16 protein-coding genes are annotated in these 20,506 nt (G+C 34.8%); all 16 read right to left on the minus strand.

Going from position 1 to position 20,506, the window contains the following annotated elements; genetic code table 11:
• Nucleotides 1-291 precede the first annotated feature (291 nt).
• Entirely contained in the window at nt 292-2,730 is a 2,439-nt protein-coding gene (locus LPH68_RS01095) for a polysaccharide biosynthesis tyrosine autokinase (RefSeq protein WP_151936163.1), read from the minus strand.
• A gap of 9 nt (nt 2,731-2,739) precedes the next feature.
• The gene (locus tag LPH68_RS01100) at nt 2,740-3,564 is read right to left on the minus strand and encodes a polysaccharide biosynthesis/export family protein (RefSeq protein WP_049702721.1); all 825 of its coding nucleotides are present in this window, start codon (nt 3,562-3,564) and stop codon (nt 2,740-2,742) included.
• 34 nt (nt 3,565-3,598) lie between these two features.
• On the minus strand, nt 3,599-5,005 hold the full coding sequence (locus LPH68_RS01105) for an undecaprenyl-phosphate glucose phosphotransferase (RefSeq protein ID WP_117683862.1): 1,407 nt from the start codon (nt 5,003-5,005) through the stop codon (nt 3,599-3,601).
• 18 nt (nt 5,006-5,023) lie between these two features.
• Nucleotides 5,024-6,106, minus strand: a complete 1,083-nt coding sequence (locus LPH68_RS01110; RefSeq protein WP_117683861.1) for a glycosyltransferase family 4 protein — start codon at nt 6,104-6,106, stop codon at nt 5,024-5,026.
• A 4-nt stretch (nt 6,107-6,110) separates the two neighbouring features.
• Nucleotides 6,111-7,181 (minus strand): radical SAM protein, encoded by a 1,071-nt coding sequence (locus LPH68_RS01115; RefSeq protein ID WP_117683860.1) that lies wholly within the window; start codon nt 7,179-7,181, stop codon nt 6,111-6,113.
• A 46-nt stretch (nt 7,182-7,227) separates the two neighbouring features.
• Nucleotides 7,228-8,406, minus strand: a complete 1,179-nt coding sequence (locus LPH68_RS01120; RefSeq protein WP_151936162.1) for a glycosyltransferase — start codon at nt 8,404-8,406, stop codon at nt 7,228-7,230.
• A 110-nt stretch (nt 8,407-8,516) separates the two neighbouring features.
• Nucleotides 8,517-9,554, minus strand: coding sequence for a polysaccharide pyruvyl transferase family protein (locus LPH68_RS01125; RefSeq protein WP_117683858.1), 1,038 nt, complete (start codon nt 9,552-9,554; stop codon nt 8,517-8,519).
• Nucleotides 9,551-10,762, minus strand: a complete 1,212-nt coding sequence (locus LPH68_RS01130; protein ID WP_117683857.1) for a Coenzyme F420 hydrogenase/dehydrogenase, beta subunit C-terminal domain — start codon at nt 10,760-10,762, stop codon at nt 9,551-9,553. The genes LPH68_RS01125 and LPH68_RS01130 overlap by 4 nt, the downstream gene beginning before the upstream one ends.
• A gap of 3 nt (nt 10,763-10,765) precedes the next feature.
• A complete protein-coding gene (locus LPH68_RS01135) occupies nt 10,766-11,887 on the minus strand; it encodes a glycosyltransferase family 4 protein (protein WP_120144562.1) in 1,122 nt (373 codons plus the stop codon).
• 493 nt (nt 11,888-12,380) lie between these two features.
• The gene (locus LPH68_RS01140) at nt 12,381-13,529 is read right to left on the minus strand and encodes a glycosyltransferase family 4 protein (protein WP_117683854.1); all 1,149 of its coding nucleotides are present in this window, start codon (nt 13,527-13,529) and stop codon (nt 12,381-12,383) included.
• 5 nt (nt 13,530-13,534) lie between these two features.
• Nucleotides 13,535-14,752 carry a polysaccharide pyruvyl transferase family protein gene (locus tag LPH68_RS01145; RefSeq protein WP_151936161.1) on the minus strand — a complete coding sequence of 406 codons (1,218 nt, stop codon included), beginning with the start codon at nt 14,750-14,752 and terminating at the stop codon, nt 13,535-13,537.
• Nucleotides 14,749-15,969 (minus strand): hypothetical protein, encoded by a 1,221-nt coding sequence (locus LPH68_RS01150; RefSeq protein WP_117683852.1) that lies wholly within the window; start codon nt 15,967-15,969, stop codon nt 14,749-14,751. Before LPH68_RS01150 ends, LPH68_RS01145 begins: the two co-directional genes overlap by 4 nt.
• A gap of 1 nt (nt 15,970) precedes the next feature.
• Nucleotides 15,971-16,411 carry an acyltransferase gene (locus tag LPH68_RS01155; protein WP_117683888.1) on the minus strand — a complete coding sequence of 147 codons (441 nt, stop codon included), beginning with the start codon at nt 16,409-16,411 and terminating at the stop codon, nt 15,971-15,973.
• Nucleotides 16,412-16,595: 184 nt separating this feature from the next.
• Entirely contained in the window at nt 16,596-17,879 is a 1,284-nt protein-coding gene (locus LPH68_RS01160) for a Coenzyme F420 hydrogenase/dehydrogenase, beta subunit C-terminal domain (protein ID WP_117683851.1), read from the minus strand.
• Nucleotides 17,852-18,973 (minus strand): NAD-dependent epimerase/dehydratase family protein, encoded by a 1,122-nt coding sequence (locus tag LPH68_RS01165; protein ID WP_117683850.1) that lies wholly within the window; start codon nt 18,971-18,973, stop codon nt 17,852-17,854. The genes LPH68_RS01160 and LPH68_RS01165 overlap by 28 nt, the downstream gene beginning before the upstream one ends.
• Nucleotides 18,966-20,501: a lipopolysaccharide biosynthesis protein gene (locus LPH68_RS01170; protein WP_117683849.1), complete on the minus strand. Its 1,536-nt coding sequence runs from the start codon at nt 20,499-20,501 to the stop codon at nt 18,966-18,968. Before LPH68_RS01170 ends, LPH68_RS01165 begins: the two co-directional genes overlap by 8 nt.
• Nucleotides 20,502-20,506 lie beyond the last annotated feature (5 nt).

The raw sequence follows: 20,506 nt of genomic DNA on the forward strand, positions 1-20,506 counted from the left end.
CGATTTTTCACAAAGCTACAAAAAATATTCATCGCACCATTCACTGTTTTAAAAAAAATATCAACGATCTTCACAGACAGTTGATATTATAGAAATCACATCGGATTTACACCGACATGAGGGCGTTGATCAGGAATACACCGCTGTATATTTCCTGACCACAAAATGTAGGGTTCTTCATGTGTGTAGCATAAAGTTAGGGACCTACATGTTTCATCTCACTTTTGTGTAAAGTATTATAAACCACTCTATGACATTATTAATTTTAAAATATCTTGGTTATCAATGGATTTATTCTTCCTTACCAGATTGTTCTCCATATCCATAACCATAGCCGTATCGTTTACCATAACCATAATACTTGCCATATTTACCATAACCGTAATAATAACCGTACTTTCTTTTCTTCAAATCCAAACCATTTATTACTGTACATAGGTTAGGCAACTTATTTCCATCAATAAGTTCATTAATCAAAGTATACTCATTTTTACGGGTATAATCCGCACGACATACATAAACAGATAAATCAGCCACACGTCCTATTAATAAGGTATCAGTTACCATACCGACAGGAGCGGTATCGAGAATCACATATTCAAAATTCTTTTTGAGAGTCTCAATCGCTTTATCCAATCCATCACGTGCTAACAATTCTGTCGGGTTAGGAGGAACTGTTCCACCAGGAAGAATATAGAGATTCTTACTGACATCAGAGAGCTGTACCAAATCCATCAAATTCTTTTCCGGATTAGCCAAATATTGAGTTATACCTTGTTCTCTTTTTGATATATTGAATACCTTATTCAAACCTGGCTTGCGGATATCAAGACCAACTATTACTACCTTCTTCCCTAATAAAGAAAGACTGATAGCAAGATTACCAGAGATAAAAGATTTACCTTCACCACTGACTGTGGAAGTAACTAAAATCACCTTCTTGCCATTTCCAAGCATAAACTGAAGATTCGTTCGGACATTGCGGAAAGTTTCACTCATCAGATTGTTTTGATTCTCAAATACAGCAATAGCTCCCTGCTTTTCATCTGTCAACGGGATATCACCGACAATAGGTGCACTAGTAAGTTTTTCTACATCTGCACGACCTTCAATCTTGAATTTGGTTAATTCAAGCAAATATATAACCCCTACCGGAATTCCGACTCCTAGTATCAAAGCGATCAAATAAGTAATTTTACTTCTAGGAGCCACAGGAGCATCATCTGCTATAGCTTCATCTATAATCTTCGCATTATTGGCTGTAGCAGCCAGAGTTATAGCATTTTCCTCACGTTTCTGAAGAAGCATCAAATAGAGTCCGGCCTTAATTTCCTGCTGACGCGCAATACTCACAAATTCGCGCTCCTGCCCAGGTGCCTCACTAATGCGACGGGAATAACGGCTCGCTTCACGATCCAGATCTGCCTTTGTGATAAACAATCCACGCAACACCCTGTCTAAAGAAACTTGCACATTCTCTTTCATTGCACTAATGCTGGTATCCAAGTTTATAATGGTAGGATTATTCTCTGTTGACGTACGTAGCAAACGTTTTCTCTCAACAAGCACATCATTATAACGATTAATGGCAGCCGCAAGATTCAAATCCTGCAATCCGATATTACTGGGCAGAACCTCATAACCTTCATTTTGCATATATTTCTGCAAATCCTGCAGTAAATTAATCTGGGTTTGATTCTCTACACGCTTCTTTTCATATTCAGCACTACCAGTTAAAGCGATCTGAGCATCACTGGTCAAATCCGTAATACCTGCCCCACGTTTAAAACTCTCCAAATCCTTTTCCGTGCTACCGAGTTCTTTTGAAATAATTCCAATACGTTCATTGATAAACTCTGCAGTTTTCTGTGCCACTTCATTCTTATCATTATTCGTATTGATATTATACATCTCCAATAGTTTATTGATAAAATCTTTGCCTCGCTGCACATTTGAGTTTTTCAACGATATGACAGCTACAGAAGTAGTTTTGGAAGTGGGTTCTATAGTCATATTTTTGCAACACCATTTCGCTACCGTCAAAGGCTTATTAATTGTTGCTGTAATATTACGTGTAGTCTTTTCCAAATTTGTAGTTTCTTCCAATGTTCTTTTAGAAGATAATACCGAGTCCGGCGTCAGGAAAAAAGCCAATGTCCCTTTATCAGTAGGAAAAACCGCCGGCAATTTCTCAAAATGTTTCTGATATTCATCATCGTCAATCTTCACAGTCACATCCATACTTCCTTGTGGTTGTAATGCCATCTTCACCATCATCGGCTCCTCCAACAAATCAGCCTCCTGCGGAGTCAGACTCACTTGTACAGGTGAAGTCTTATACATGTTCCTGGAAGGGAACTCATCCTCATCTGCATAAGAAATATAGAGTCCCAAATCTTCAACCACCTCTTTGACGATAGTCTTTGAACGGAGAACTTCAATCTCGTTATCAATATTCTGCGAAGAAGAGATCATACCATCCAATCCCAGACTCTCCAACCCGGAAAGCATTCCGGCACTCCCCCCTTTTTTATCATCTTTTATTAAAACCGTAGCGGAAATATTATATACGGGAGTGGATGTATAAAGATAGACCCATGCCGCAATCAAACACGCCACAACTGCCCCCACAAACCAAGGCCAGTGGATCAAATACTTAAACAGTAGTTCCTTGACGTCTATATTTTCTTCCTTAGATTCTTGTGCTTCGTTGAAATCTGTTTCTTTCATTGCAAATCATTATTTTAAAATATTTACTAATAGGCTGACAATGGATACCAAGATAGAGGTGGCTGAGAACCAGAGACTGGTACTGTTACCTACATCTGAATTTCGAGCCTTTGCTTTATTGGGAGTTACATAAACAATATCATTCTGTTGCAACCAATAGTAAGGTGAAAGAATGGTTTCGGCCTTGTTCAGATCCAAGGTTACAATTTGCTGTTTGCCGTTTGCATCTTCACGAATCAACTTTACATTATCACGAAGACCGTATACCGTCATATCACCAGCCATAGCCAATGCCTCCAACAGATTCACTTTCTCATTAGAGATAGTAAAAGTTCCGGGACGGGTAACCTCACCGATAACAGATATTTTATAATTTACCATACGGACCGTTACAATGGGAGTCTCCTTCATGTAAGGCTTCAATTTATCTATAATCAGCTGTTCTGCTTCCCTTTTCGTTAAGCCTCCTAACTTCAATTCTCCTAACACCGGAAAATTTATGTTTCCTTCATTATCTACCAAATAAGGCTGTAATACAGGTTGAGTAGTCACATAAGACGAAGTACTCACAGCTATTCCGGCATTGCTGGCAACTGTCAGGTTAAAAGGTATCGCAAGTTCAGGATTAGTACACGATACCACAATAGTCAACAAATCCTTGGGCATGATCTTGGCATCATACAATTTTTCCTGTTGTTCTACCTCGTTCACAACTTCCACATTCTGGAAATAGGGAACCTTTTTATAAGACTGACAGCCAGCCAATAGGAATGGCAACAATAGTAACCACAAATTTCTTTTGTTTAGTCTTCTCATCATAATTCTTAAATTCATAATTAAACGCCCTTTAATTCCTAAGTTTTATTTTTTAATATGCTTCTTTTTCTCCATGTATAGCATTATACACCGTCTTATACATAATATATAAGTCCAATAAAAAAGTCCAATGCTCTATATACCAGATATCACGTTGCACACGTCCCTCCATCTGCCAGAGCTCTTTCGTCTCACCGCGAAAGCCCGTCACTTGAGCCCAGCCAGTTATTCCAGGTTTAACGAAGTGACGAACCATAAACTTGTTTATCAGATTAGAATATTCCTCTGTATGTTTTAACATGTGAGGACGAGGACCTACAATAGACATATCTCCTTTCAATACATTGATAAATTGAGGCAATTCGTCCACACTAGTCTTTCTCATTATCTCTCCGATACGTGTTTTACGAGGATCATTTTCCGTAGCCTGAAGAGTATCACATTGCGCATTAACCTTCATTGAACGAAACTTGTAACACCAGAATTCACGGCCATCCTCACCACTGCGTTTTTGTTTGAAAAAAACAGGACCGGGAGAACTTAATTTTATTGCAATTCCGAAGAATATATAAACGAACGGAAAAACCGTAATAAGAAATAACCCTGAACAAACGACATCAAAAGCACGCTTGATAATACGGTTCTCCAGTGATTCCAATGGCTCACAACGAATAGAAAGTACAGGAACATTCCCCAATAATTCAAAATGCATTCTACGCTTCAAATAATTACGGACATTAGGAACACTAAAAAAACGGACCAGATGGTTTTCACAGTAATTAATGATGGGAACAATCTCCGCACTGCGCACAGAAGGAAGACTACAATAAAGCTGATTAATCTCTCCCGCATGTTTTTCTAAAAAAACACTTACTTCATTGGGTTGTCCCAAATATGGAACATCCTGTGGATACCGATCCGAAGGAAAATCCTCAAAATAGCCCAGTACACGATAACCAGACGTAGGATCATCCGTCATCGCATGATAAAGTTCCTGCATATTCTCATGGCTCCCAACTAATACTACCTTGCGCACATTTCCTCCCTTTTTTCGATAAAGCTCCAAACAGTGACGGGAAATTAGGCGGTAGCTGATAATGACAATTATCAGTGCAACATAAAACAGTCCGAAATATCGGGAATGAGAAAAATGAAAATGAAAAACAAGCAATGCACAAACCGAAAAAAAGACAAAAGGAACCATGTTACGTAAGACACGGATCATGATCTGTTCAGGACGCACCACAGGACGATGAAGAATAACCCCTGAATGCATGTTACAAAGTAAATAGCACAGAGTGATAAGAGTCATTCCCTGAAAGATAGAACCGCAATGGATACACCAGAAACGGGTACCCAGAAACAAATTAAATCCCCATAAAAGCAGGTTCAGCAAAATAAGGTCTCCCAAGAGAACCAAAGATTTTAGGACTTTGTTGAAACGTTGGACTTCCTGCATGGTAATAAACGATAAAAATTAAAACATATTTTCGTATACAGAAACAACCTGTTCTGCAATTTTATCCCAGTTATATTCATCCATTGAATAATGAACAGGACAAAAATCCTGTACTAAATTCTTTTGTAGTTTTTCCTGTAATTGCTCCTCATTCCCCGTCTGAAAATAGCAATCAAAAGCCAGCCCCACTTCCAAGTTTGCAGGGATATCACTCACAATCACAGGAAGATCATAACTCATCGCCTCTAATAGAGCAATTGGCAAACCCTCATGAGAAGACGGCAAAACAAAACAATGGGCATGGGTTAGCAATTCATGCAACTTCTTTCCTTTAATAAAACCAGTCAAAACCACCCCATTCTCTTTCGCCAAAGACTTCAGTTTCCTTGAATAATCATCTTCAAAATCTGCATCTCCTGCAAGCACTAATTTATAATTATGTTGTTTCAAAGCAGCAAAAGCACGAATCAATAGATGAAAGTTCTTTTCCGGTACGAATCGTCCCATCGCAAACAGATATTTACAGGGTTTTAGTCCTAATTCATATAAATAATCTGTACTATTAATTTTGTCTGGCGTAGGCACTCCATTATAAATAAGATGACAATCCTTTCGACCGTATTTACGTACTAGAATATCATTAATGACTTCCGAAATGACAATCACTTCATTAGCAAACATACATCCCATCCATTCACCGGTTTTCAACATTACCTTAGCCGCCTTTCCCCATTTATCCCGGTCATAGTCTGGACCGTGATGTGTGAAAACTACTTTCATGCCCAGTAAACGCGCCAAGGGGGTCAACAGTGCTGGACCAATAGCATGAATGTGGACAATATCTGCATGTAGACTTTTAGCTTTCAAAATAGCTTTGAATGTATGAATGATAGCTTCGAACGATTTCCTTTTAGGAGTTTCAATATCTGTCAATTTAACACCCTGATATTCTTGAAGTGAATCATGTACATAGCTTTTACGACGGATTATAGTTATATCGATGCCTTTTTGTGCAATACGAGGGAAAAGCTCTTCACTATGTGTTTCAACACCACCAAGGATATTTGGTATTCCTCGGGTGCCAGTTACCACGACTTTCATGATCTTAAAAACCCTCTCTTAAATCTCCCTGACAAGGATCCTGTCCTACATTATACCAACACTTATCCAAACATGCAGGCTTACCTTGCATACTAAAAAGTTTATTTTTTAATGCCCATTTTAGAGGGTGTTTAATGTATTTATGCATTACTGGAGAAGCAGTACCTACCATCCAACAGTTTTTCGGACATTTGCGTACCATATCACGCACCTGCTGCGCCTGCTCGCTTTTCCAAACAGCCATAAAATTGGGAGTTTCACGAATATTACCCATTTTCTTCATCCAGTATTTTTCTTCCAAACCATTACATGGATATACATCACCATAAGGTTCAATAAAAAAATTGGCAGAACCGGCCTCGCATGGCAGCATACGACGACCACCTTCTATATAATTGATTAGTCCCATATTGAAGAAAGCACGAAACCAACTCTTCGGATGTTTCTCCTTCAATTGCCATTCTATCAACTGTTCAAAATTTTTGCATACTTCGTCTTTATTCGTTATCACATTATCGTCTTTATGGAAATAATATGAATTATGAAAAGCAGCTGTAGCAAACTCCATTCCCAATGACTTACTCAATTGATAGAGTGAAAGCATGTCTTTTGAGTTATTATTGGATACCGTACATCCAAAACCAATATCTTTTAATCCCATATCTTTTAGCGTCAATAACGTACGCAAACCTTTATCAAAGCCACCTGAATGTCCACGTAATTCATCATTCTTGCAACTTAATCCCTCGATAGAAATACGAATACCGATATTCGGAAATTTTTTAGCCAATGCTACCACACGATCTTCAAACCATCCGGATGTAGAAATCACAATACGATCCGTATGTTTATAGCATTCTTCAACAATCTTATCCAAATCCTCACGAATGAAAGGCTCGCCACCTGTCAGATTTATAAATTTCAGCTTTGGAAGTGTACGTAACTCCTCTGGCTGTATTTCTTTACTCTTTTCTGTGGGATACTGCCACACATTACACATCTTGCAACGCATCGGGCAACGATACGTCAGAATAATGCTCGCGTCCGTAGGACACGGGATATTATTTGTAGTCATAATATAATAAGATTTTAAATATATACAAAAGAAATATGTTTCCTCGTCACTTGGTATAAATCTTCATCAGCTGTTTATAGTAAGCATCTGCAGAGTATTTTTCTTGTGATTTTTTGGCCAATGATTCGTAATCAAACGTATATGTGAACATCATCTCAATTTTCTTTTTTAAATCCACTATATCTTTTGATTTGAACAACATTCCACTTTTTCCCTCTTCTATCAATTCGGGAATACCTCCAATGCATGCTCCCAAAACTGGAGTTCCTAAACATTGTGCTTCAATCACTGAAAGTGGATTATTTTCGTTACATTCCGATGGAATAACACTAAAACGAGTGCGTCCTAATAGTTCTTTTATTTCCGCCCATTGTTTATAGCCTACAAGTTCGATATTTGTTCCTTTGCACAGTATTTTCAACTCTTCCATCAAGGGGCCTTCACCAATAATTTTCAATTTATATGGCAACTGACGAGCTGCTTTTACCAATGTAACCACCCCTTTTTCATTAGATAGACGACCTATAAAACAATAATAATCCAGCTTATTATACTCTTGCTTCCTTGTTTTTTCTATATCTATAAAATTACAGAGTGTACACATTTTTGTTTTATCAAAGCCTCCTTGTATCATCTTATTCGCTATAAATAAACTTGGGCAAATAAATATATCTGTACATTTCTCCAAACGCTCACGATTCCATGATACTGCTTCCTTATAAGCTAAGAAACTAGCAACAATAGAGTTCTTCATACATTTATACTCAAGCACCTTACGTTTATCCATAAAACATTCTTCACAGGCTATTTTTCCATTACGAAGACAATCATAACGAGGGCAAAGAAGCTTCAAATCATGTAGAGTCCATACAACTTTAATTCCTCTTTCATGTGCTAGTTCAGCAATTATGGGAGAAAGTTGCGTATGAATATTATTCAAATGTACTACGTCAGGTTTGAATTCATCTAATAATGCACAAAATTTTCTTTTTACTTCATTTGTACCTAATGGACGCAAAAAAGCTTCCAACATTCCTAATCCGGGTTTAAACTTCACTTCACTCGGAAAATATTTTCTCCATGGAGTTTCCAAATTATCAGGATAATCCATGGAAAATATCGCTACCTCATGTCCATACTCCCGTAGCAATAACTCTAGATTAAGCGTATAGATACAATCACCACCACGACGATAATAAAACTTGTTTGCCAATAATATTTTCATAAGAAATAATTAAGTATTTTTCTAACCATACAATTTAATTATCTAAGCCTCTCCCATTCTTTACTTTCAAAATTGTATCTTTTTTAAGCACTTTTGCAGGACGATTATCCTTATCTCAAAACATTACGTAAAAAGTCAATTGACTGTTTTCTATAAATAGCCAATATTCTGTCTACCCTCTCATAATCAATCGGACGCTGAAGTACCTCCATATTCTTTTCCAACTCCTCCTGGGAAGTAAACACATGATCTTTTAGTCCTACTAAATCAAGCAAATCAAGCAGACGGCTCGATAATCCATTTGCTATAGGAATCACAGCAAACTGACGATGATAAAGCAAACTAAACACCAATCCATGGAAAGAATCTGTCACTACAATCTCCGCTCCTCCAATCTGCTCTATCCATCCTTTTATAGCGGGAGGATAACAATATTCAAACCCTCTCAAAGGATATCCATTAAATATCATACGAGCCGGTATACCCATCTTGTATGAAAGATAACGTGCCATATCAAGCTGACAATCATTACGATTTAAAAGATAACAGACAATACGGTGATTGAGAATAATAGATGAAGTAATTTCCGCATAAGAAGAATGCAACATTGTAGGATCAAGCACTAAGTTACTATCAAGGCTAAATTGCTGCTTTAATATATTTTGGCCCGTAACCTCTCTCACAGATATTCCTGAAAAACGATGAAGAAGTTTATCTATAGCAGGCAGTAGCTCTTTATGACTCTCCGGCCACATATTCACCCCAAAACTCGAAGCAAACGACACTCTGCGAACCTGCTCCTCTCCAAAATCAAGAAAATAGGCCAAACATTGTTCACGGCTAATTAAAGGATTCCATGTTTGATCACTTCCTACCAACAAACAATCATAATCCAACTTTGCCTTTCTAAGTTCCTCCACTGTTTTATAATGCCTTGTAAGCGACGGATAAAACTTTTTGCAGAACCTATGAAATTTAATAAAACGAGGAATAAAAATCAATTGTCTCAACTTTATAGGTTCTGGCTGCCTAAGGTCTATCAACTCTACTTCATGTCCCAGTTCCTTGAGGAGACGACATGTGGCATAAGTTTGTAACACTGCTCCACAATTATACGACTTATGATATGTTAATAATCCGATTCTCATTGCTTATGTCCTATTCTATCTATAATCACTACTACTATTCCGTAAACTTTCCGAATCACTTTCAACAGTATCCATGGACTTTTATTCGAAAAGGTATACGCATATACTTTTGAAAATACACTATCACTAAGGTGTGAGGAAAAGAAAGCCAATAACTTTCGTTCAAAAAAATATTGCTGAATCGAATGTCCTGTAACCAATCTATGATTATGAGATATGGCTAAGTTCATATCAGCCTTATCATAAAATAAAGAATCTTTTAATGATGAAAGGAACTGCCTCGCTTTATCAGTATGAGCTATAATCAACGATATACCATCAAAATGTTCTTCATCATATTTAATACATCCCCAATAATCCCCTATGGTAAAGTCTGATTTGCGATTTTTTCCAACGAAAGGACAGTCATAACAAGAATACCTGTTCGTTAATTCGAGACTAAATCCAGTAGTAATTAAATTATTTTTATTTGCATAATCATAAATTTTACCATTTTCGTCTTCGACTTTTAAATTATAACGAAATCCTCTAGGTTTCCATCCTGTTTCCTTGGTACGAAATGACAAAACACGCTTCACTTTATACGGTGCCTGACTAATAAATTTATCAATTAAAATTTTAGAAGGAATTCCACCACAAATTAAATCCACCGTAACCAGACTCCCTTTATAGGTTCTATCTTTCAAAAAAGATAATAGTCCAGCAATTTGACAACCTGTGCCCGAGAAAAGAACCATTCGACCTTCCTTCAAATATTTCAAAGCAAGTTTATAATTTCCAGATGCATTGCTATGTGTATATTTTGATCCCTGCAAACAAGTCAATTCTTCCTTAGTATCAATTGCCTGATGATGAACATAACAAGGTGATTCTATTTTCGCACCAAACACAATTCCCCCTTGTTCTATTACAGAAAACGCCATTGCATAAAAAGCGCCACCTGAAGCACTAGTCTTTCGATGTGTTCTATTTTTTGCCCAAGCTGCATAGAAATCTGAATATTCACTTTTCTGATATTCGAAATTCGAGACGATCGGACAGATTTGTTCACACATGCCACAACCAACACATTTACTTTTATCTATCTCTACATACCGATGCCCATCATAATGTTCAACTATATTTATAGCATTTTTATTGCACACATCTATACAAGCAAAACAGCCTGTACATTGTTTATCTGTAGCCAGTCGAGGTACAAAACTCATAATTTACAATTTAGAAAAGAAGTCTTTATATTTCGCAACAATACTGGTTAGCGAAAGCTCCTTATCTACAAAATTCTTTTGATTAACAGAAAGTTCTTTTAAAAGCACATCCCTGTTTTCTATACACCACTGCATTTTATCCGCTAAATCACCTGCATTTCCTGATTGGAATGCTAATCCCGTCACTCCATCTTCTACAAACTCTTTAAATTGAGGAATGTCAGAGACCAATGTAACGACATTATATCTAAATGCTACCGTTATAGCCCCACTTTGGGCTATATCTTGATAAGGCATAACAAAAACATGACTATCTGCAAACATATTAGCTACATCCTCGTTAGGAATTCGTCTAATCATTAGTTCAAACACATCTGGACACTTTATAAACGATGCATAGTTTTGTTCCCAATTACAATTACAGCTACCAGCAATCCTTACTTTGAAGTTTTCAATACCTCTATCATGCAAAATATTTGCAGCTTCAATCAATAAATCAACCCGCTTATATGCAACAATATTTCCAAAAAATAAGAATCTAAAAGTTCGTTCTTCCTTTTTATTTACTTCAATAGTAGATTCTCCATAATCCTTTAAAGCCAAATGTGCCATTAGAATATTCTTTCCATGAACTTTCTCTTTGAGAATTACTTCCTGACTTCTTGAGAATACCTGAATATTCTTAAAACTACGAATCCACATATTAGTTAGTTTTTTGGCCCATTTTTCCGAATTAGCTCCTCTTGGAGTAGAAACATTGTGACATGCGATAACGACATTTCTTTTAGGAAGCATCAAACGATACATCATAGTGCCATAAGGATGCATAGCTGCTGAAATATAATACAGATTTGGAAGGAATGCTCTAGCTCTTTTAATGATACGTATTAAATCAATTATATTATGAAGGCTCCTAAGGCGATGCGTTAAATAGAAAAAATAGACTTGGACATTAGGATTGTCTTTCAGTACAGATTTTACATATAACTCATAATCGATCTCTTGATTATTTTCCACCACTATTTGCCAATCAATAAAATAATCTTTGGCTAAAAGATTTATAATCGGCAAATCTACATCAATGAAACAACTTGGAGTTATCCAAGATATTTTTTTCTTATTCATATAAAAAAGGTATATATCGTAAGTATCCAACCCCCTATGACAATAATCCTTAGCTCCAGTATTCTTGGGGGGGTGGAGCTATAGCTTACATTATTTCTCAAAATCTTCACTACTATGCATGACCGTTATTTTTTAGACCATGCGGAGGTTGAACAACCGCCAACTATTGACAAAACGTGAAACTCATATTTCTTCTATTTCCATTTAGTCTCAATCAATCCCTATATTTTTTTAATATTGGTAACCAACCAATATCTATTCGACAGCCACAAACTCTAATATAGGTATAACGATGATAACCTAAAACCATGGGCTTAATCACTAAATTCCAAAACTTACCTACAGAATTTTTCTTCTTTTTTATCCCTTTATAGGGTGTAAGTCGCAAGTATTTATCGAATTCATGCGCAAACGGATGTATACATAATCTCTCCATGATATAAAATTTCTTCCTGATTATTAGACTCCTAGCACAAGAACAATTTGTATAAAATTAGCCTAAAAACTTTTTGTACTCGGCAATAACAAATCTATCCATTTCTGCAAGATAAACTTTATTTTGAATTTTCACATTATCGATTTCGGCAACATTGTCCCATATTTTTTCAAGGTATTCTACCCATTCAATTGGATTAGTTGACGCAAAAAGAGGAGCACTTTCTTTTTTAAATATCCCCGCCATACTATGAGGATGAACCATTACAACTTTATCGAAGGATATGGATTCAAATGTTTTAATTTTCAATCCAGTTCCCTGATACACAGGATTAATAGCCACATCTCCTTGAGCGTAAAAATTTGCAGGATTATCTATATACCCTAAAACTTTCACCCCATCTATATTATTCTGGCTTGACATCATTTTACAGATTCCTCCACCTACTACAAGCTCAGCATCAGGAAATGTCTTTCTTATGAAAGGAAAAATGTCTTTAATAAACCACTTTATTCCATTTTGATTAAATTCATTATTTCCAGAAAGAAATAACAGATTATGATTTCCCACCACAGGTTGAGGATGATATCCATATTTACCATATAGATTGTACACCTCGCTATTAGGTGAAAGAAGTTGAAAATAATCGGCTTCTACTTCCTGAAGAGCAAAGATATGTGGACATCTTTGCATTGCCTTTGCCTCGGTATCCGCAGTGATACACATAGTAGGCATACCAACTTTGAGATTCTTGTATGCAATACAATCATGGGTTGCTATTGCCTTCTTAGGAATATGGATAAATTCAAACAGCCGAGATAAATAATAATAATTGATTACGCAAACATCAAAATGAATCTGTTCATCAAGCCTATTTACCATATTTTCCAAGCCATAAGGGTATTGATCATCTACCTGATAAAAACCGTGACAGAAATTCTTACGGTAATACTTAATCAAAGTCATCTTGATCTTTTGTAGTTTACTGACAGTAAACAAGTAATATCTATCTCCCCAATATTTTTTCGATTTCTCAATACTTTCAAAATATGCTTTGGAGTTTTGTCTCAATGGCATCTCACTAATATGGAGAAAATACACATCATGCCCTAACGACTTAAACATTTCTGCTTGTGACAATATCCACCATCTATTTCCTGCATTTGTAGGATGCGTAGGACATTTGGAAATTATAAGTATTCTCATAATTCCTATCTTTTTTGTAAGCTATCAATTATATCTTCCATCATCTTCTTATATTGTTCATAACGCTCTGCAGCAACAGCTCTTACTTTTTCTTTGGGAAAATTCTGCAAAGCAGTTACAATCTGTTCTGCTGAAACTTCACAAACACCCGCATTAATAGGTCTTACATTTGCTTTCAAGCTAAAAATTCCCATAATATGCTCTACTTTGCTTGAACCATCTCTAACTGTCCGATTAAAAAAATCTTTTGTTCCCCAATGGTCAATACTAAAACAGGGTACCGCATTGTGCAAGCTAACTATAATAGGATGCATATTACTACCTACATATCCACTTGAATATTTTATGAGTGCATACCAATCAATAGGCGATAGAGGCACATTGACTTGATAATCAAAATTATGTTGAAACTTAATACCGTTAGGCATTGGGAAAGCGACACATTCTTTTCCATGATTTTTAAGCTTTTGATTTAATTCGTCGAGAATGTTAACTGATAAACTTTGAGAATGAAGAGATACCAATACATACTGCTTAGGTAAATTGAAACGATTTCTAATATCCTCTTCTGACGGAACTAATGCTCCCGCATTATAATTGAAAGAAAAAACAGGATCAGGAGTAACTTCAATGTTTTGTGGGGTCCCTATTGCCAACATCATATCACGAGTCCATGTATCTCTAACAGAAATGTATTTCATATTAGCTAAAGTTTTTCGCATTTTACTTTTCAATGATTTCGAAAACTGACTATATTTGGAGTTCTGACTCGATACAGACATCATTGCTGTTGGAATCATAATAGCAAAACCGATTCCCCAAAACGGATTAGGAAACATTCTCTCAGGTACCGGATGAGCTATATAAAAAGGCTTCCTTCTTCCTTTATGAATTCTTGAAAAAAGAGGATGATGTTGTACTACAGCATCAGAACCTATTATAATAGCATCAAGAAGGTATTCATTAATCATTCTTTCGATATCTTTAGAACCATATAAATTTTCAGTTTGATTAATACAAACATTGTTTACAAAATCCAAATGTGCTTTTACTTGAATACTATCATTATAACCCTTTTCAAGTTCATCTTCTGTTCGATGGGAAAGATAGTTCAAGAAGATCGGATTGTGTCCTGCATTTTTCAAATAACAGTATGTAGATACCCCCTGTATATTAGCTCCAAAATTTGCAACTTTATAAAATGTTAGTATTCCAATATTCATAATTTACTCTTAATAAGTTTATTCTCCTTTATATTTTCATCCAATAGATATAAAAATGTTCCATAAGCAATTATACCAATAGCCCAGCACATCCAGAAGTCAAATACAACAAGAATCATTTTCATAATAAAGAACATTTTATACCCCAAATCAATATATTTCCAATTTCTGATAAATTTGTATATGTAAAAAATAATAGCAGAAACCCCAACTAAGCCGACTGTGGAATAATAACCTATAATTCCAACATCTGAAATATAAAAGTGTAGTACGTGTTTACAATACTCTAGTTTATTACCAAGAGCCAAACTCCCCCACCCTGTCCCAAATATCGGATAAAGAGGTGAATTAGAAAAATCCACTATAAAATATTTGGCAGCAAGATAACGAATGAAGTCCTCACCGGCACCTTGAGAATCAACAGCTTCTGCGCTCATTGCTAAATAATCATCATAGAAACTATAAAAAAGAATCGCCATCACGACCAAACAAATAATTCTGATCTTCCATTTATGTTTGCTTTCTATCATTAATATAGCATACATAATCACTACAACGACCGCGACAATATGCTTCCTTGAACAATAGCATAGAATACCCACAGTAAAAATGATAAAATAAATCATATTAACCTTTGAATATTGTTTCGAGGAAAAAGCTTTACCAGCATAAAATGCAAAGGCTAACATTACAAAATCAATCCCCCAAATGTAGAATCTCCAAAGTCCCATACGGTTCTCAACTATGTCCCATTCATTTTGGCGACCTAAAAACCAATATTCAGGATACGTAAATTGCTGACCAATTTCAATAGCTACCCAAATAAAACAAAATACAGTTACTATTTTCATAAGAGCATTTGGGCTCACTTTCCATATTCTCAACATATAATAAAAAAACAATCCATAATAGGTTGCAATATACCCGTAAAAGTAAGAATGAAAACTAGCATGCCAATCCCCCATAGCAGGAATAATGCTGAAAAACGCTGAAATTAAGGTCCAATTCACAACATTAGTCATCTCTCCACTTGTTATTCGCCGACAATAATAGATACACAAGCAAAATAAGAAGAAACCAATAAAAAATGAAGGTTTAGACAGCCATCCTCCCCAGCTTAAATATATTGAAGACCATCCACAAAAAGCTATAAATAACGTAAGATATATAACAGCTTTTTTCGTTACACTTATTTTTTTATAAGCAGGCAAATTCATTTTATATAAAATATTCTATTGAACTGTTTTTATGATAACCATAACTATATGCTTTCTTCTCACGATATCCAATAATTTTAGCAGGTGTTCCTCCTACAATAGTATATGGGGGAACATCTTTTGTTACAATTGCACCTGATGCAACTACAGCTCCTTCCCCAATGGTAATGCCTGGAAGTATTATCGACCGACAACAAATCCAAGCATAATCGCCAATAGTGACAGATGATCCTTTACCAGCAAAGTATATGTCGTTGTAATCATGATTTAATGTCCATATAATTGCTTCGTACGCAATTACTACATTTTTACCTATAATTAATCCCTTACGACCATCTAGCAAAACTCTAGGGCCAATAGAGACGCCATCATTAACGGCAATTCCCTTAGGATTTCTTATGTGAAATCCTTGATAAAATCGAACATTCTTGGCTAAATTCATTCCAAATAATTTAAGAATATAATATCTTAATCTTATACTTGGGAAATTGGACACTAAACTATTTATTACATACCAAACTAAGCCATATTTGATAGCGCGCAAATGTGAAATCAATCTCATAAACCAAACAATAATCTTTTTAAGATCTTACTTACTTTCAAAGTATCCAAATATGGATAATATTTCACTTTTTCCATCTATTATAAAAAATCATTTCTTTAATTACTTCTTTAATTGTTTTCTTCACCTCGTGAATATGATACATCGTTCTTAATTTGGTAAAATTAACATGAAGATTTTTTTCAATTAAAGACTCCCAATCTTCATTGTCCAGATTATTATAAATAAGATATCTTTCCTTGGGAATCATTCTATTGGAACTTTTTAATGCATCTTGAGAGAAAGCCTCATTTTCTGATAATTCAACCAAATTAACTTGACTATCAATATGATCTAAAAGAAATTTCCCTTTATGAGTATTGCATAATATTAATGATATTCCTTTCTTTAGATTTTTGTTCTGAAAAAGTTCAGAACGTTTCTTTGATATTCCCCACGCATCTCCTATTGTTATATCTCCAAAACGATTGGTATCTCTAAATTGACAAGAATAGCAGGATTCTCTAAGGGTATAATTAATACCATCTTCACTATAGGCATAGCAACGATAAAGAGGCGAACAACTTCCATGTATTTCTATATGAGCATAACTCTTATTGTTACTGATATCAAAATTAATAACACCACCGTATATCCATGGATATTTCTCCTTACTTCTAAATCTAAAATTACTTACTTTACCTCTATTAAACTTGCAACTCCAATAATCTACTTCTTTTTGAAGTAGCCTATAACTGTATACACCATGACAAATCAAATCTATTGTATACAATTTTTTATATTCTTTTTGCAAAAAGGCTTTTAATCCTGCAATTTGACAAGGTGTCCCTATATAAAGTACAGTTTTATCTTTATTTAGAAGTTGTTTAGCCAGAGAATATGTACTTCCTGTATCGCTTTGAATATATTTTGAATTTCTAGCTTCTTGCAAAAGAGAATAATTATCTATACATCTATGTTTTGCTTTCCATTCATCTTCATCTAGAATAACCCCAAAAACATATCCGCCTATAGATAAAACATACTCGGCCATCATTGTACAAGCGCCAATAGTCGCACTCATACGTGAATAATCATTGTCTTTATTAGTTGCAGCAAAACATTGTTTATATTCTCCTACGTTTGATTGGTGTGAATTAACTTCAGGACAAATTTTATCACATAATCCACATTGCACACATTTCTCTTGATTTAATATTGGAAATAAGAAGCCTTCATTATCTTCTACCATATCAATTGCATGTTTTGAGCATATTTGAGCACATGCACCACAACCACTGCAATTTAGTTTATTACAGGTAAATACTGAACTTTTGAAATCTATTGATTTATTTTTATTACTCTGCATAATTTATTCGCCATTTTATATGGGAGATATCTATAGATATGATAAATCAACCAAGAAGAACGATAGGCCTTTTCATATTTAATGTAAAAACATCTTGGAGATTGTTTTGCCAACATTTTATCTATCATCGCATCATATCTATAATCATAATTCCAAGAATCAAGTTCATTGTAATATTTTATCAAATTATCAATACCTTTTTCCAGATTAAATTCAAACGTCAAAGATGGAACAGCCTTTTTTATTTTTTTATTATCAAATGAGGCATCTAATCCCCGATCCCCCATTAATAATTGCTTTTCAGAAGGCATATATTTTGTTATATCTTTGGCATCTACATGATATATAGTACTTTTTAAATTCAATTTAGCAAGAAAAATACTCCAGAATTCATTCCATGTATATTGATAATCACTCGTTATGTGAAAATCTTCATTTATTGCTGCATTATTAGAAAATAACCCAACCACACCTTTAGCAAAATCTGATATATAAGTTAATGTCGTTATGTTATTACCTTCATTCCAAACAAACATTGGTTTTCCATTTTTTAATCTTTCAATAATTGTTCTATGATATTTATAAGAGGGAGCTATTCCAAAAGGTATCCTTTCGTCATCATATGTAATATAAGGACGAATTATAGTATAATAGCATGATGCATTTTGGGATAACTTGACCAGCTCTTTTTCCGAATTATATTTTTCAACATTGTAGTCCCAATTCATATTGGGTTTAGGCGAATCTTCTTTTATCGGAAAATCTTCCTCATTTCTTCGATAAACGCAAGCAGAAGAAATAAAAATGTATTGTTTACAATTATTTTTTAATATAGGGAAAACCCGAGATATATCCGCAGGATTACGTGATAAAAAGTCAACAACCACATCGAAATTACATGAATGCAATGCTTCTTTCCAAGTTTCAACTTTTTTAAAATCACCTATGATTCTATGTACGCTATCCGGAATATGTTTTTTATGTATTCCACGATTTAGTACAGTTATATCCCAACCTTTATTTAAAGCTTCTTTAAGAACTCCCATACTAAGAGTTCCTGTTCCTCCCAGAAGTAACACTTTTTTTTTATCCACGTTTTTTTATTTTATTCCTAATAAAAGAAATTACAACTTGCCTTTCTTGTCTTTTACAACCAACATAAAATATTGTAATTGATACTGATATAAAACAGGTAAGAATATTACCTATAAAAGCAAATAAATTTATACTGTTTATAGAGATTTTCAACAGCAAAGGAACTAGCGCTGAAATTATGGTTACACACATTACATTTAATATCACTTTTGTTATAAAAGATAATGCTGATAATCCTATCATTCCTTTTAAAAACAACAACCTTAACAATAAGCATAACACAGAAATCGTTAACGCTATATACATAGTAGAATATGGAGAGAAACCTATTTTTAATGCAATATATGAAATAGGAAAATTCAACAAGTTTAATCCCCCTACAATTATTTGGTAATTCTTAATCTTTCCAGTTGCCAACAATGCTGTAACTAAAGGATTTGAAATAGATTCTACCATAGCTAAAATCAATGTGAGTTGAACAAAAATAATAGTAAATTGAGGAACTGTCTTCAACCATAAAAGTAAAATATATTCAGTATTTATCAGAATAGGTAAAGATAAAAAGAGAAGCATATAAAAGGATAATCGGGCACCTTGATGTAATAGAGCAAACATATACTCCTTATTCCCAGACGCATACGATTTAGTAATTTGCGGATTCAACGCCATCATAAAATTATTAACAAATCCTATTATAGCACTATTTACTTGTGTAGATACTCCTCTAGCAGCATTAACAACTGGTCCACAAAAAACATTTAAAATTACATTAACACCTTGTTCTCTTAACACAAAAGCTGATGCTCCTATAAAATTCCAACTGGCAAAGCCAAACATACTCTTCAATAATTTTCTATCCCAGCAAAAGTGATAAGTACATTCTTCAAAATGTTTACGACAGTAACAAGTGTAGGTTAGTCGAATAACAGCCGCAACCAAACACATAAGAATGGCATAGAAAACTAGTCTGTCAATAGGCGAAACGACAATCAAAAATGCAATGGTCAGTTTGCCTATAACCTCTAATATGGAGATATATGCGAAAACTGACATCTTCTCATGCGCTATGATTTCCGCATTATATGGAACACTTATAAGATTTATGACAAAAGTGACAATAGAAAATTGAAGTACCCAGTTAGCTGCCACTATTCTATCTACTGGAATAGTCATCTTAGAATTAAGAAACCATACGCCAATAGATTCTATTAATACGACAATAATCAAAGATAACAACATTTGAATAGTAACCGATGCTGAAAATATTTTATTCAGTTTACATTGATCACCTTTCCCTAATTCAAAAGTAATAAATCGACTAATAGCGGTAGACAATGAGCCCGATATTACTGAAAACATAGCCACAACGCCACCAACAACATTATATATACCAAAATCTTCAACTCCCAAAGCATTCAATATGACACGTGATGTATACAAACTCACGATCATCATAAAGAGCATACGAACGTAGAGAAGAAGTGTATTCTTCGCTATGCGTTTATTATTGTCTGTTACTTGAGACATCTTAA

It is taken from the genome of Bacteroides sp. 1_1_30, from assembly GCF_020982715.1.
Lineage (GTDB): Bacteria > Bacteroidota > Bacteroidia > Bacteroidales > Bacteroidaceae > Bacteroides > Bacteroides xylanisolvens.